Source organism: Allobosea sp., assembly GCF_036675845.1.
GTDB lineage: Bacteria > Pseudomonadota > Alphaproteobacteria > Rhizobiales > Beijerinckiaceae > Allobosea.
Window position 1 is genome coordinate 60,132 of the sequence record NZ_JAKFED010000027.1, and the last position, 13,692, is coordinate 73,823.

At 67.9% G+C, this 13,692-nt stretch carries 14 protein-coding genes and 2 pseudogenes; 8 read left to right on the forward strand and 8 right to left on the reverse strand.

The genetic code is table 11. The annotated features are described in order from the left end of the window. Positions 1 to 55: 55 nt before the first annotated feature. Positions 56 to 919: a carbohydrate ABC transporter permease gene (locus V6M56_RS02150; protein WP_332680925.1), complete on the forward strand. Its 864-nt coding sequence runs from the start codon at positions 56 to 58 to the stop codon at positions 917 to 919. 327 nt (positions 920 to 1,246) lie between these two features. On the opposite strand, the gene V6M56_RS02155 is transcribed toward V6M56_RS02150, so the two are convergent. Beyond that, positions 1,247 to 1,837: a dihydrofolate reductase family protein gene (locus tag V6M56_RS02155; RefSeq protein WP_332680926.1), complete on the reverse strand. Its 591-nt coding sequence runs from the start codon at positions 1,835 to 1,837 to the stop codon at positions 1,247 to 1,249. A gap of 241 nt (positions 1,838 to 2,078) precedes the next feature. Between V6M56_RS02155 and aroQ the strand changes: the two genes are divergently transcribed. The 7 genes and pseudogenes from aroQ (at position 2,079) to V6M56_RS02185 (ending at position 7,319) form a co-directional block, all read left to right on the forward strand. Continuing rightward, a complete protein-coding gene (aroQ, locus tag V6M56_RS02160) occupies positions 2,079 to 2,528 on the forward strand; it encodes a type II 3-dehydroquinate dehydratase (protein ID WP_332680927.1) in 450 nt (149 codons plus the stop codon). Between the two features lie 5 nt (positions 2,529 to 2,533). Continuing rightward, positions 2,534 to 3,568: a Gfo/Idh/MocA family protein gene (locus tag V6M56_RS02165; RefSeq protein ID WP_332680928.1), complete on the forward strand. Its 1,035-nt coding sequence runs from the start codon at positions 2,534 to 2,536 to the stop codon at positions 3,566 to 3,568. Between the two features lies 1 nt (position 3,569). After that, positions 3,570 to 4,403 (forward strand): shikimate dehydrogenase family protein, encoded by an 834-nt coding sequence (locus V6M56_RS02170; protein WP_332680929.1) that lies wholly within the window; start codon positions 3,570 to 3,572, stop codon positions 4,401 to 4,403. Positions 4,404 to 4,563: 160 nt separating this feature from the next. Then, positions 4,564 to 5,352 (forward strand): SDR family oxidoreductase, encoded by a 789-nt coding sequence (locus tag V6M56_RS02175; RefSeq protein ID WP_332680930.1) that lies wholly within the window; start codon positions 4,564 to 4,566, stop codon positions 5,350 to 5,352. A 78-nt stretch (positions 5,353 to 5,430) separates the two neighbouring features. Then, the gene (locus tag V6M56_RS02180; RefSeq protein WP_332680931.1) at positions 5,431 to 6,324 is read left to right on the forward strand and encodes a DMT family transporter; all 894 of its coding nucleotides are present in this window, start codon (positions 5,431 to 5,433) and stop codon (positions 6,322 to 6,324) included. Positions 6,325 to 6,349: 25 nt separating this feature from the next. Then, positions 6,350 to 6,910, forward strand: a pseudogene (locus V6M56_RS22640) (NAD-dependent epimerase/dehydratase family protein); the annotation flags it as partial. Between the two features lie 46 nt (positions 6,911 to 6,956). Then, positions 6,957 to 7,319, forward strand: a complete 363-nt coding sequence (locus tag V6M56_RS02185; protein ID WP_332680932.1) for an NAD-dependent epimerase/dehydratase family protein — start codon at positions 6,957 to 6,959, stop codon at positions 7,317 to 7,319. 107 nt (positions 7,320 to 7,426) lie between these two features. Here the strand turns inward: V6M56_RS02185 and V6M56_RS02190 are convergent, their stop codons facing one another. The 7 genes and pseudogenes from V6M56_RS02190 to V6M56_RS02220 form a co-directional block, all read right to left on the reverse strand. Next, positions 7,427 to 7,864, reverse strand: coding sequence for a MaoC family dehydratase (locus V6M56_RS02190; protein ID WP_332680933.1), 438 nt, complete (start codon positions 7,862 to 7,864; stop codon positions 7,427 to 7,429). Positions 7,865 to 7,884: 20 nt separating this feature from the next. Next, positions 7,885 to 9,105, reverse strand: a complete 1,221-nt coding sequence (locus tag V6M56_RS02195; RefSeq protein ID WP_332680934.1) for a CaiB/BaiF CoA transferase family protein — start codon at positions 9,103 to 9,105, stop codon at positions 7,885 to 7,887. A 53-nt stretch (positions 9,106 to 9,158) separates the two neighbouring features. After that, on the reverse strand, positions 9,159 to 10,667 hold the full coding sequence (locus tag V6M56_RS02200) for an acyl CoA:acetate/3-ketoacid CoA transferase (protein WP_332680935.1): 1,509 nt from the start codon (positions 10,665 to 10,667) through the stop codon (positions 9,159 to 9,161). A 63-nt stretch (positions 10,668 to 10,730) separates the two neighbouring features. After that, positions 10,731 to 11,798, reverse strand: coding sequence for a Gfo/Idh/MocA family protein (locus V6M56_RS02205; protein ID WP_332680936.1), 1,068 nt, complete (start codon positions 11,796 to 11,798; stop codon positions 10,731 to 10,733). Positions 11,799 to 11,917: 119 nt separating this feature from the next. Continuing rightward, positions 11,918 to 12,706 (reverse strand): SDR family NAD(P)-dependent oxidoreductase, encoded by a 789-nt coding sequence (locus V6M56_RS02210; RefSeq protein ID WP_332680937.1) that lies wholly within the window; start codon positions 12,704 to 12,706, stop codon positions 11,918 to 11,920. 31 nt (positions 12,707 to 12,737) lie between these two features. Beyond that, entirely contained in the window at positions 12,738 to 13,352 is a 615-nt protein-coding gene (locus V6M56_RS02215) for an EthD family reductase (RefSeq protein WP_332680938.1), read from the reverse strand. A gap of 66 nt (positions 13,353 to 13,418) precedes the next feature. Then, positions 13,419 to 13,692 (reverse strand): annotated as a pseudogene (locus tag V6M56_RS02220) (shikimate dehydrogenase); the annotation flags it as partial.

Sequence of the window (13,692 nt, forward strand, 5' to 3'; positions counted from 1 at the left end):
CCGAGAACCGGATCCACTTTTCGGTCCGATGCTCTAAGCGGGACGGGATAAGGCGATGCCGATGGTCATTTCGGGCGGGCTCGGTCAGCGCGGGCGCGAGCGCCTGCTCAACCTGTTCGCCTATGGACTCCTCATCCTGGCGATCCTGATCGTCTTCTTCCCGCTTGCCTGGATGCTCTCGGTCTCCTTCCGGCCGAATCTCGAGGTGATGCAGATGCCGCCGGCCTGGTTGCCGCAGGTCTTCACCCTCGAGGGCTACGCGAAGATCTTCACCACGCCGCGCTATCTCCTGGTCTTCTTCAACACCATGCTGATCTCGCTGGTGGTCACCGTGCTCTCGCTGCTGCTCGGCGCGATGGCGGCCTATGCCCTGGCGCGCTTCCAGTTCGCCGGCCAGCGCATGGTGCTGATGTTCCTGATCACCACGCAGATGTTCCCGCTGGTGCTGCTCTGCATCCCCTATTTCCGCATCTTCATCACGCTCGGGCTCTACGACACCCGCACCTCGCTGGTGATCGTCTACCTGACCTTCACCCTGCCGTTCTGCGTCCTGATGCTGCGCAGCTACTTCATCAACATCCCGCGCGACATCGAGGAGGCGGCGATGGTCGACGGCTGCTCGCGGCTCGGCGCCATCTTCCGGACGCTGGTGCCGATGTCCTATCCCGCCTTCGTCGGCGCCGGGCTCTACACCTTCCTGCTCGCCTGGAACGAGTTCCTGTTCGCCGTCGTCCTGATCGAGTCCTGGGAGAACCGCGTCCTGACCATGGCGATCTACAGCCTGATGGCCGAGTTCGTCACCGACTGGAACGCGATGATGGCCTTCTCGGTGCTGGCGAGCCTGCCGCTGGTCGTCGCCTTCATCTTCCTGCAGCGCTACATGGTCCAGGGCATGACGGCGGGCGCGCTCACCTCCTGAGAGACCGTTTGGGAATGGAATCCGTCATCCTGAGGAGCAGCCAAAGGCTGCGCCTCGAAGGATGAGGGCTGGGTGAAATCTCAAACACGCTCTGATACCGACGGGCTTCGCGGTTGACCGCTGCGATACCCTCTTCCGTCATAGCGAGGCAATCCGGGGGACGTCGAGCGAGCCCTCCTGGATTGCTTCGCTTGCGCCCGCAATGACGGCCAGACCTTCGCAAGGGTCAAAGCCAAAGGCCGTTGGTATGAGCCCTCGCAGGGCTCGGAATCGCACGGTTCGCGCCCCTTGGGAATCCCGCCAGAACCGGAAAATCGTGAACTTTCTCTAGTGTTTGGAGACGCGGTAGCGGACATGTGTCGCCATCGGCCCATCGGTGGAATAGATCTTCTCGAGGGCGATCGGTCCTTTGAAGTTATCGAACAGTCGAATTCCGCTGCCGATCAGGCTCGGTGCGATATGAACCAGAACTTCGTCGACCACACCGGCGTCCAATGCCTGCTGGCAGGGCGATGCGCCGCTCAGGACGACGTCCTTGTCTCCGGCCGCCGCCTTCGCCTGGCGGACGGCGCTTTTGATGCCGTCGGTGATGAAGGTAATCTTGGAGTCGCCCTTCGGCACCGTTTCAGGTGCCGGCGGTATATGGGTGAGGATGAAGAGCGGCACGCCCTTCAATGGATGCGAGCCGCCCCAACCATTGGTGATGTCATAGGTTCGCCGGCCAAAAATGTAGGCGCCGGACCGGGCATACATGCGGTCGACCTCAGCCTTGTTGGCACCACCTTCCTCCTTGGCTCTCGAAAGCCAGCCGAAGACATGCTTGATGCCGTCCCGGCCGTTCGGAAACTCTTCTCCGTCATCCGGCCCTGCACAGAAACCGTCGAGCGACATGCTCATTTCGATGATGACTTTGGCCATCGTCTCTCTCCCGTTTCGATCATTTCGTACACAGAGGACGAACGACCGACGGACTTCACGACATGAGTTCGAATCTTCCTCAGACTACCAATGCTCCTCCGCATCCGGGCGGCATCTCGCCTGCTATCCGGGCTTCACCAATGCCGGCCGCACAGCTAGGAATTGCAGGCGCGACCATTTTTCGGCCGCTGCGCCCCGCTCTGCCCGAACCGCCTTTCGCCACCTGCCCTGGGAACCTGCCGTGAGCCGCCTCGTCTACGTCCTGAACGGTCCGAACCTCAACCTGCTCGGCAAGCGCCAGCCGCATATCTACGGCCACACCACTTTGGCCGATGTCGAGACCGAGTGCCGCGCGCTGGCGAAGGAGCTGAAGCTCGAGCTGCGCTTCCACCAGAGCAATCGCGAATACGAGATCATCGACTGGGTGCACGAGGCCCGCGAGAGCGCCGGCGGCATCGTCATCAACCCGGCCGCCTTCACCCATACCTCGGTCGCCGTGCTCGACGCGCTCAACGCCTTCGACGGGCACGTGTTCGAGGTGCACATCTCGAATGTCCACAAGCGCGAGCCCTTCCGGCACCATTCCTATGTCTCGCTACGCTCGGACGGGGTCATCGCCGGCTTCGGCACCCAGGGCTATTGCCTGGCTTTGCGGCGCGTCGCCACGCTGATCGACGAGAAGCAGGGCTGAGCCGGATGGCGCCCGTCAAACTCGCGGTCGTCGGCGCCGGCCTGATCGGCAAGCGCCACGCGCAGCACATCGCCGCCGAGCCGAGCCTCGTCCTATCCGCGGTGGTCGATCCTTCGCCGGTCGGCGAGGCATTGGCCGCCGAGCTCGGCACGCGCTGGTTCAGGGGCTTCGCCGAGATGCTCGCGGCCGACCGTCCCGACGGCGCCGTCATCGCGACGCCGAACAAGCTGCACCTCGCCAACGGTCTCGAAGCCGCCGCCGCCGGCATCCCGGCGATCGTCGAGAAGCCGCTGGCCGACAGCGTCGCCGCCGCCCAGGAGCTGGTCGAGGCTTTCGAGAAGGCCGGGCTGCCGCTGCTCGTCGGCCATCACCGGCGCTACAACCCGATGATCCAGAAGGCGAAGCAGATCGTCGAGGCGGGCCGGCTCGGCCGCATCCTGACCGTGCATGGCAGCTTCTGGCTGATGAAGCCCGACGATTATTTCGACGTCGCCTGGCGGCGCGAGAAGGGTGCCGGGCCGGTCTATATGAACTTCGCCCATGACGTCGACCTGTTCCGCTATCTCTGCGGCGAGGTCGTCTCGGTGCAGGCGCAGGAATCGAACATCGTGCGCGGCAACGCGGTCGAGGAGACGGCGGTGATCATCCTGCGCTTCGCCAATGGCGCGCTCGGCACCGTCAACGTCTCGGACTCCGTCGTTGCGCCCTGGAGCTGGGAGATGACCACCGGCGAGAACCCGGCCTACCCGCAGCAGGACCAGTTCTGCTACCAGCTCGGCGGCACGCATGGCGCGCTCACCGTGCCGCAGCTCGAGCTCTGGTCCAATCCCGGCAAGCGCAGCTGGTGGGAGCCTCTCCAGCGCGAGCGCGTGCCCTTCGTTCCGGAGGATCCGCTGCGCGTCCAGGTCCGGCATTTCGGCGAGGTCATCCGCGGCGGGGCCGAGCCTGTCGTCTCCGGCCGCGAGGGGCTGGCGACGCTGAAGGTGGTCGAGGCCGTCAAGCAATCCGCCCGGACGGGCACGATGATCGCGATCGCCTGAGATGATCGACGGCAACACCATCCTCATCGCCCATCTCGGCTATCCGACGACGACCTTCAAGGCGCCGCTGATCTATAATCCCTATTTCGAGTCGATCGGCGTCAACGCCGTCGTCATGCCGATGGCGGTCGAGGCCGAGGCCTATCCCGATGTGCTCGCGGCGCTGTTCCGGCTGAAGAACATCCGCGGCGCGCTGGTGACGATGCCGCACAAGGTCACGACGACCGGCCTGGTCGACGAGCTCTCGACCGTGGCCAGCATTGCCGGCTCCTGCAACGCCGTGCTGCTGCGGCCGGACGGCACGCTGCTCGGCGACATGTTCGACGGCGAGGGCTTTGTCCGCGGCGTCCTGCGCAAGGGCCGGCAGGTTTCAGGCGCAAGGGCGCTGGTCGTCGGCGTCGGCGGCGTCGGCGCCGCCATCGCCGCCTCGCTCGCCGGCGCGGGAGCAGCCGGCCTCGGCCTGTTCGACCTCAACGCCGCCTCGGTGGAAGCGCTCGCCCGCCGGCTGCGCGCGCATTATCCGGCGCTCGCTCTGGAGGTCGGCACGCGCGATCCGCAAGGCTACGACATCGTCGTCAACGCCACCCCGCTCGGCATGAACGAGGGCGACCCGCTGCCGATGGATGTTTCCCGTATCGCAGCCTCTGCCTTTGTCGGCGAGGTCGTGCTGAAGCGCGAGTTCACGCCTTTCCTGGCCGCGGCGCAGGCCAGGGGCTGCCAGACGCAGATCGGCACCGACATGCTGTTCGAGCAGATCCCGGCCTATCTCGAATTCTTCGGCTTTCCGACGACGACGCCGGACAATCTGCGGGCCGTGGCGCGGATCAGTTACTGACACGGCGCCTCGGCGCGGATGGCGGCATTGCGCTGGCCGCAGGGCCGGCTCATTGCCCGCGAATGCGGCGCGTCTTAGAGTTGGAACGTTATTCCAGTTGCGATGGCGCGCTTCGGCGATCCCGCCATCCGGCGCGTGACGCCTGGTTGAGGAGGCCGACATGGCCGGTAGGTTCGCAGGCAAGGTCGTCATCGTCTCGGGCGGCAGCCGGGGGATCGGCCGCGGCATCGCCGCCGCCTTCGCGCAGGCCGGGGCCGAGATCGTCCTCGCCGCCGCCACGGCGAGGAACCTCGAGGCCGCCGCAGCCGAGATCACCGGGCAGGCCGGCGGCGCGCCGCTGACCGTCGCGGCCGATCTGCGCACCGAGGCCGGCTGCCGGGCGGTCTTCGACGCCGTCGCGGCGCGGCACGGGCGCTGCGACATCCTGGTGAACTCGGCCGGCGCCACCAAGGCGGGCGACTTCCTCGCGCTGCCGGATGGCGACTGGCAGGACGGGTTCGACCTGAAGTTCTTCGCCTGCGTCAGGCTCTGCCGGCTGTTCTGGCCATGGCTCGCGCAGGCGCGGGGCCATGTCGTCAACATCATCGGCGGGGCGGCACGCACCCCCGATCCCGGCTTTCTGATCGGCGGCTCGGTCAATTCGGCCATGGCCAACTTCACCAAGGGCCTCTCCGGCCTCGGCCGCCGCGCCGGGGTCAACGTCAACGCGATCTATCCCGGCATGACCGAGACCGAGCGCGTCGAGCAGCTTTTCGAGCAGCGCGCCAGGGCGGCCGGCAAGACGCCGGCGCAGATCCGCGACGAGCTCGTCGCCAGGGAGGGACTGCAGCGCCTCGGCCGGCCCGAGGATGTCGCGGCGCTGGCGCTGTTCCTCTGCGGCGAGGAGGCGCGCCATATCCAGGGCACCGCCATCGCCGTCGATGGCGGCGCGACCGCCGGTCTCTACTGACCAGGCTGCGGGAACCCGGCGCATGATTTCGCGAGTTTCAGGGCCCGGCCGTGAGGTCGCGCGGACAAGGTGAGCCCGTTGCTGCCAAAACACGCGCGGTCGGATGGCGGGCTGGGAGCGCTGGTCCTGGCCTTCGTCGCCTTCAGCCTGTTCGCCATCGGCGACGCCGGCTCCAAGCTCGTCGTCATCGAATCGAACGCCGTCATCGCCATGTGGGGGCGCAGCCTGGTCTTCGCCGTGCTGTTCCTGTTCATCGTCCGGCCGGCGCAGCTGAAGGCGACCTTGCTGCGCGGCCCGGTCAGGCTCCTGCTGCTGCGCTCGCTCTTTCCCTTCCTCAGCGGCATCTGCATCATCGTCGCGATGGCCTATGTGCCGCTCGCCCAGCTCACGACGATCCTCTTCATCGCGCCGCTGATCAGCATGGCGCTCGGCCAGTTCATGCTCGGCGAAACCGTCAATCGCTGGGGCTGGCTCGCGGTCCTGCTCGGTTTCCTCGGCGTGCTGACGATCATGCGGCCTTTCGGCGGCGATTTTTCCTGGGCCCTGCTGATCCCGGCCGTCGGCGGCGTCTTTGCCGCCATCGGCCAGGTCATGACCCGCATCGTCGCGCAAAGGACGACGTCGCGCACCGTCCTGCTCTACACCATGCTGGTGGCGCTGACCCTGTCCTCGCTGCCGCTGCCCTTCTTCTGGCAGGCGCCGACGGGGGAGCAATGGCTGCTGCTTGGCCTCTCCGGCTTCTGCCAGGCCGCCGGCCAGCTGTGCATGATCGCAGCCTATGCACGGGCGACCGCCTCCCGCATCGCGCCCTATTCCTATGCCCAGCTCCTGACCGCGACCCTGCTCGGCTTTGCCGTCTTCGGCGAGGTTCCCGACATCTTCACCGTGCTCGGCGCGGCGCTGATCGTCGCCGGCGGCGTGATCTCGCTGCATCTGGCGGGCCGTCCCGCCAAGAAACCCAGGTCAACCTAGCCGTAAACAGAGAAGGGACGCCGCCATGACCTTGCTGATCACCGGAGCGATGGGCCATGTCGGCTATGAGGTCGCCCGTAGCGCCCCCCGCTCGCGCCCCGTCGTCGCGCAATACCACCGCACCTTCCGCAGGCAGGATGCCGAGGCGCTCGGGCCGGATGTTACCTGGGCGCAATGCGACCTTGCCGATGCGCAAGCCGTCAGCCGGCTCTGCGAGCAGCACGGCGTCGACGCCTGCATCCATCTCGCCGCCATGGCCAACGAGATGTACTGCAAGCCCGACCCGCTCGCCGCCTTCCACTCCAATGTCGGCGCCGTGGTCAACCTGCGCGACGCCGCCCGCCGCATGGGCTGGCGCCGCTTCGTCTATGGCAGCACCGGCAGCGTCTACAGGGACGTCGATCCGCATGCGCCGATCGCCGAGGATTTCCCCGCCAATGCCGACAGCATCTACGGCGCGACCAAGGCCGCCGGCGAGGTGATGGTGCGGGCCTTTCGCGCCCAGTACGGGCTTGAGGCCGCGACCGTCCGCATCTCCTGGATCTACGGCCCACCTGTGTTGAACTACACCTTCGCGCGCGGGCCGATTCCGCCGATCCTGATCGACGCGCTGCGCGGCGTCGCCCGCGACGATGCCAGCGGCGGCGATTTCTCCGCCGGCTTCACCTATCGACGACGTCGTCGAAGGCCTGATCGCGGCGGCGGACGCAGCCAGGCTCAACCACGCGGTCTACCACCTCGCGCCGCCGCGCAACTACTCGACCTTCGAGATCGCCGAGGCGGTCAGGGCGGCGGTTCCCGAGGCCAGGATCGCGATCGGCCCCGGCGCCCAGCCCTGGAACACCTATACCCCGATCCGCGGCCCGCTCGACGGCACCCGCTTCATCGCCGATACCGGCTTCCGCACGAAGTTCGACCTGACGGCCGGCGTGCGCGCCTATGCCGACTGGCTGCGCCAGCGTCCGGAGGGGGAGCTGGCGAAGGCCGGAGGTTGAAAGGCCTCAGGCCCGAAGCCCAGCTCTCGAACGAAAGGCGCGAGGAACCCCTCCCCCTCGTGGGGAGGGGAGCAGGGGGTGGGGCTTCGCCTTCCGTCCGCGCCCGCTCAGTTCGGACTGTTCGGCACCCATTTCAGGATATGCGTCGCGACCGCGACGAGCTTGCCGTCCTGGTTGGTGACGCGGATCGCGCCGGTGGCGCGGCGGCGCTCGGCGTCGATCGTGTCGATCTCGTAGTCGACGGTGATCGTGTCGCCGAAATAGACCGGGCCGACCAGCCGCACCCGGTCGTAGCCGAGCGAGACCGGCGTCTCATCGCCCTCGCGCGCGGTCGCGGTGACCATGCTCGAAGCCGCCGACATGTAGCCGATGATCAGCGCGCCATGGGCCTGCAGCCGGCCATAGCTCGACTTCTCCATATAGGCCTTGTTGACATGGTTCGGCGCGAGATCGCCGGTGATCCCGGCGAAGAGATAGACGTCGCTCTCGCCCACCGTCTTGGAGAAGCGCGCGCTCTGGCCGAGGCTGACGTGGAATCCGCTCATGCTGATGCTCCTGTGTCCGTTCAGGTCCGGGCCGGCTGCTGGTAGAGCACGCCGTCTTCAGCCAATGCGGCGATCTCGTCGTCCGAATAGCCGAGCCTGCGCGCCACCTCGGCATTGTGCTCGCCGAGCCTTGGCGCGAGGCCCATCGGGCTGGGCGAATGGCCGGAGAAGCGGAAGGGCAGGTTGGGCAGCCGGATCTTGCCGAGCGTCGGATGGTCCTGCTCCATCACCATGCCGCGCGCCGCGATCTGCGGATCGGCCAGCACCTCGTCGATGCGCTGCACCGGCGCGCAGGGCACGTCGATCGCTTCCAGTGCCGCGATGCAGGCGGCGACCGAGGGTTGGGCCAGCGTCCAGGCCTTGATCAGGCCAAGCGCCTCCTCGCGATGGCTGTTGCGGCCGGCGCTGCTGTGGAAGCGCGTATCGGCCGCGAGCGGCTCGCCGCCGATCAATCGCGCCAGCCGCTTCCAGGCGTCGTCGACCTGTGCCGCCACGACGAGATGGCCGTCCTTTGCCGGGAAGACGCCATAGACCGTCGAGGTCGGCAGGTCGTAGCCGACCTGTTCGGGAAGCTCCTCTCCGTCGCTGAGCGTGAAGCACTGGACCGCATAGTCGTGCATCGAGACCATGCAGTCATAGAGCGCAAGATCGATATGCTGGCCTTTGCCCGAGCTCGCCCGGCCGAGCAGCGCCGCGCAGACGGCGGCGACGCCATGGATGCCGGCATACATGTCGGCGATCGGGATGCGCAGCAAAGGCGGCGGATTGCCCAGCACGCCGAGCTGAGCCATCGCGCCCGACATCGCCTCGGCGATCAGGCCGAAGCCGGCCTTGGCCGATTTCGGCCCGGTATGGCCATAGGCCGAGAGCGAGCAATAGACCAGCCTTGGATTGATCCGCGCCAGGTCCTCATAGCCGAGGCCGAGCCGCGTCAGGGCGCCCGGCCGGTAGTTCTCGACGAAAACGTCGGCGTCCTCGACCAGCTTGCGGATCATCGCCATGCCGGCCGGCTTCCTGGCGTCGACGCAGATGCCCTTCTTGCCCATGTTCTGTTGCAGGAAGAAGCCGCTCTCGTCGCCGATGAAATAGGGGTGCGTGCGGCCGGCATCGCCGACCGTCGGCCGCTCGACCTTGACCACCTCGGCGCCCATGCCGGCAAGGCAGCGCGAGAGATAGGGGCCGGCCAGGAAATGGCTGTAGTCGACGACCTTGATGCCGGCGAGCGGCGGCTGGGCTGTCATGGTGCGCGTGTCCTCCCGTTCATCCGTGGCTCCCGTTCCTGCGCGTCCTTGCCTCAGCCGAAGCAATCGGCCGGGAAGGGCTTCGGCTCCGCCGGGATCGCCGGCGGGAAATCCATGCGCTCGAGGATGTCGCGGCGGATGTCGATGCCGGGCGCGACATCGGTCAGCACCAGCCCGGCCTCGCCGAGGCGGAAGACGGCGCGCTCGGTGACGTAGATCACCTTCTGCCCGCTGGCGCGCGCCTGCTCGCCGGAGAACGTCACCTGCTCGACCGCGGAGACCAGCTTGCGGACCTCGCCATGGCGCCTGATCGAGAGGCCGCCATCGCCGATCGCGATCTCGCCGCCCTTGGCGTCGAAGGTTCCGCAGAACACCACCTTGCGGGCGTTCTGGGCGATGTCGATGAAGCCGCCGGGACCGACCGGCACGCCGCCTAGCTTGGAGACGTTGACATTGCCCTCGCGGTCGAGCTCGCCGAAGCCGAGGAAGGCGAGGTCGAGCCCGCCGCCGGAATAGAAGTCGAACTGCGACGGCCCGTCGATCATCGCCGAGGCATTGCGGGCGAAGCCGAACAGCGTGCCGTCGAGCAATTCGCCGCCATAGGTGCCGTGCTCGATCGTCTGGTAGTAGCGCTCGCCGTCGCCGCGCAGCTCGACGAGGCGGGCGACCGCGTCGGGAATGCCGAAGCCGTAGTTCAGCACGGCGCCGTCGACGAGCTCCTTCGCCGCGCGCCTGGCGATCACCTGGCGGATATCGAGCGGCCGTGGCGGGTGTTGCAGCGGCGGCCCGCGCCGCTCGCCGGACATGACGGGGTCGTAGACCGTCTCGTAGCCCATGCATTGCCCGGGATCGACGACGACCGCATCGACGATGGCGCCGGGAATCCGCACCGAGCGGGCCGGCAGCGTGCCGACATCGACCGCGGTCCGGATCTGGACGATGACCTTGCCGCCGCAATTATGCGCCGCCAGCGCCACCGCATAGATGTCGACATTGGCGGCCTCCTGGTCGAGGCTGACATTGCCATGCGCGTCGGCGAAGGAGCCGCGGATGATCGCGACGTTCAACGGGAAGGGCTTGTAGCGCAGGTATTCCCGCCCCTCGATCGCGATCAGCTCGACGAGGTCCTCCTTGGCCGCCTGGTTCATCCGGCCGCCCTCGCGACGCGGGTCGACGAAGGTGCGCAGGCCGACATGGGTCAGCAGGCCCGGCCGCTTCGCCGCGATCTCGCGATAGAGCTGCATCACCACGCCGCCGGGCAGGACATAGGCCTCGATCTCGTTGTCGCGCGCCATCTGCTGCAGGCGCGGCGACCACGGCCAGTGCCCGCCGATCACCTTGCGGACCATGCCCTTATGGGCAAAGCAGTTCATGCCCTTGGTCTTGCGGTCGCCGATGCCGAGCGAATGCACCGCCGTCAGCCCGCGCGGATGGCCTGTCTCGAGGAAGCGCTTCTCGACCGCCGAAAACAGGCAGGACGCCTCCATCAGCCCACCGCCGCCGCCGACCAGCCCGACCGTGTCGCCGTCGCGGATCAGGCCGACGGCCTCTGCCGCGCTCATGAACTTGTTCGGTGCCATTACTTGTTTGCTGCCATGCCGCGCCCCTGCTGCCGCGCTTGCGCTTCAGCTGCCGAGCTTGACGGCACTGCCGCTGGCGGAAGCGGCCTTGACCGCGAGCGTCGCCTCCAGCGTGCGCATGCCGTCGCGGCCGGAGATCAGGGGAGCCTCCTCGCGCAGCGCGACCCGGGCGAAATGCGTGGCCTGAAGCCGGTAGGCGCTGGCCGGCGTGATCGCGAGCGCATCCTCGCTCAGCTCGCTGAGCCAGCCCGGCTCGCCGTCGCCGCGATAGCTGAAATGCCTGACGTCCGGCAGGGTGAGCGAGCCCTCGCTGCCGGCGAAGACATGCGAGGAGACCTTCTGGCGCTTCAGCCGGTCGGTCGTATTGCTCATCTGGTCGAACTCGCCGGAAGCGAGGTCCCACGTGAACGGCGTCGCGGCGGTATCCGAGAGGCTGATCGTGCCGAGCGCCCCGCTGCGGAAGCGCAGCAGCACGGCGGCGGTGTCCTCGACCTCGAAACCGCGCACCGCAGACGCGCTCGCCGCCTGCAGGCTGTCGATCTCGCCGAAGATATAGCGGATCAGGTCGATCTCATGGATCAGGTTGATCAGGATCGGGCCGCCGCTGGCCTTGTCGCGGCGCCAGCCGAGCTGGAAATAGCTCTCCGGCTTGAGCTGGGTATACATCACGGTGGCGATCGCCGGCTTGCCGATCACGCCCTCCGCAACCGCCTTGCGCACGGCCTGCACCGCCGGGTTGTGGCGGCGATGATGGCCGACCAGGATCGGCACGTTCTTCGCCTCGGCAGCTTCGCAGAGCTGCCGGGCCGACCCGACCGTATCGGAAATCGGCTTCTCGACCAGGGCGGCGATGCCGCGGGCGACGCATTCCAGCGCCATCGGCACATGTTCGGCGTTCGGCGTGCCGATCACGACGCCGTCGAGGCGTTCGGCGTCGAGCATCTTGCGGTAGTCGTCATAGGCCTTGACGTTGCGCGCCGCGGCGAAGTCGCGGGCGGGTTGCGTCGGATCCGATATGGCGACGACCTCGGCGTTCTCGGTCTGCTGCAGGACGCCGAGATGGGCCTTGCCGATCACGCCCAGGCCGACGATTCCGATCCGTGCGCGCGCCATCGTTTCCTCCGAGCGTTATTATTGGAACAAAGTATTGGAATAATGTTCCATATTCAAGGAGCTCAACGCATGACCGCCCTGCGCAGCGGCGGCGGCGAGCCACCGCCGCCGGTATCGGCTCAGCGCGATTTCGGCAGGCCGGGGACATAGGACAGGATCGAGGACGAGAAGCCGCCATCGGCCCGGATCGCCTCGCCGGTGACGTAGCGTGCATCGTCGCTGCCGAGAAAGGAGACGACGCGCGCGATGTCGTCGGGCCGGCCGACGCGCCGCAGCGGCACGATCTCGTCGCGCCGTGCGGCGATCGCCGCATCGGCATAGATCGATTCGGTCATCGGCGTGCGGATCATGCCGGGGCAGACGGCGTTGACGCGGATCCCGTCCGGCCCCCATTCGAAGGCGAGCTGCTGGCAGAGCATGATCAGCGCCGCCTTGGTCGAGGAATAGGCGCCGGCGCCGGGATGCGGGAACATGCCGGACATCGAGGCGACGGCGACCAAGCTGCCCTTGCTGGCGCGCAGCGCCGGATAGGCGCCCTGCGCCAGCAGCCAGGGGCCGCGGGTGTTGACCGCGAACAGCCGCTCCCAGCTCTCGAGCGTTAGGCTCGCCAGCGGCGCCGGCGCGGTGATGCCGGCATTGGCGACGACGAGGTCGAGCCCGCCGCAGGCTGCCGCCGCCTCGGCCGCGACCCGCCCCGGCACCGCCGGGTCGCCTATGTCGCCGGTGATGATGTGCGCCTGGCCGCCGATCGCGGTGATCGCGGCCGCAACCTCGTCGAGGGAGGATGAGCGCTCGCGCGCGGTGATCGCGATCTCGGCCTTGCCGGAGCGCGTCATGCCATCCTGCGCCAGGCGGATGGCGATCGCCGCGCCGATGCCGCGGCTGGCGCCTGCTACGAGAGCCTTCATGTGGTTCCTCCTGAGTGCCAAACCTGGGGTGCTAGACGATCCTGACGGTACGGACGTGGAAGACGCCGAGCTTCAGCGCGTCTTCCACCAGCGCCGCGACCTGCGGGCCGGCGCGCCGCGCCGAGGCGGCGTCGGCGAAGTAGACATGGAGGAAGGCGTCGATGCCCTGGCTCGGGCGCGTCGCGCCCGGGCGCGCCATCACCGAGGCGACCTCGTCGCGGATCAGCTCGACGAAATCCGGAAGCGCGCGCAGGGCCGCCTCGAAGCGGCCGAGCGCCACCTGGTTGCCGCCATGAGCCGCGACGATGACGAGCTTGCCCTGCCGGCCGGCGAGACGGATCGGCGCATCGCCGATGACATAGCCGGCGGCGTGGCCGAGGAAGTTGACCTCGTCGGCCGCGACCGCGAGCGAGGCGGTGGCGGAGAAGGCGCTTTCCATCGCGGCGGGATCGTCGAACTGCAATTCGACGATCCCGCCGACGCGGAAGCCCGTAGGCGCGTATTCCTCCTCGACATGGTTCTGGACATAGGCGCGGACCAGCGGCAGCCGCGCCACCAGCGGCCCATGCCGTTCCTGCCAGTGCCGCGAGAAGAAGGCCTGGTCGTCGCCCGGCCTGCGCTCGAGGATGGACATGCGCTTGAACACGAAATCTCCTCTTCGGCGCCCTGCGGCGCCCGGAACTTCCCTTGGCGCGAGACCGCCGGATGGGCGTCAGGCGGCTCCGGAGGGTGTTGCCTGCTCGCCCGGCACATAGGCCAGGCCGAGCTTCTGGGCGGCTTCGGTCATGTCGAGCCCGGTCGAGGTCCGGCACCCGCGCGCCCGCGCCGCCGCGATCAGCGGCGAGACCGCAGGGGCCGTGACGACGCAGCCGACGAAGCTGCCCGGCGCCAGCCGCTCGACATCGACCGGCAGCGGGTCGTCCGGCCGCATCCCGAGCGGCGTCGCATTGACGACGATGTCGAAGCCGGCCGGGTCGCGCGAGCCG

Excerpts from the sequence above, each read along its gene's own strand:
- V6M56_RS02165 (WP_332680928.1), top strand. The coding sequence starts at position 2,534 with ATGGCGCCCGTCAAACTCGCGGTCGTCGGCGCCGGCCTGATCGGCAAG.
- V6M56_RS02195 (WP_332680934.1), bottom strand. The coding sequence starts at position 9,105 with ATGACAGCCCAGCCGCCGCTCGCCGGCATCAAGGTCGTCGACTACAGC.
- V6M56_RS02210 (WP_332680937.1), bottom strand. The coding sequence starts at position 12,706 with ATGAAGGCTCTCGTAGCAGGCGCCAGCCGCGGCATCGGCGCGGCGATC.
- V6M56_RS02150 (WP_332680925.1), top strand. The coding sequence starts at position 56 with ATGCCGATGGTCATTTCGGGCGGGCTCGGTCAGCGCGGGCGCGAGCGC.
- V6M56_RS02200 (WP_332680935.1), bottom strand. The coding sequence starts at position 10,667 with ATGAGCGCGGCAGAGGCCGTCGGCCTGATCCGCGACGGCGACACGGTC.
- V6M56_RS02175 (WP_332680930.1), top strand. The coding sequence starts at position 4,564 with ATGGCCGGTAGGTTCGCAGGCAAGGTCGTCATCGTCTCGGGCGGCAGC.
- V6M56_RS02170 (WP_332680929.1), top strand. The coding sequence starts at position 3,570 with ATGATCGACGGCAACACCATCCTCATCGCCCATCTCGGCTATCCGACG.
- V6M56_RS02190 (WP_332680933.1), bottom strand. The coding sequence starts at position 7,864 with ATGAGCGGATTCCACGTCAGCCTCGGCCAGAGCGCGCGCTTCTCCAAG.
- V6M56_RS02155 (WP_332680926.1), bottom strand. The coding sequence starts at position 1,837 with ATGGCCAAAGTCATCATCGAAATGAGCATGTCGCTCGACGGTTTCTGT.
- V6M56_RS02205 (WP_332680936.1), bottom strand. The coding sequence starts at position 11,798 with ATGGCGCGCGCACGGATCGGAATCGTCGGCCTGGGCGTGATCGGCAAG.
- V6M56_RS02185 (WP_332680932.1), top strand. The coding sequence starts at position 6,957 with ATGCCAGCGGCGGCGATTTCTCCGCCGGCTTCACCTATCGACGACGTC.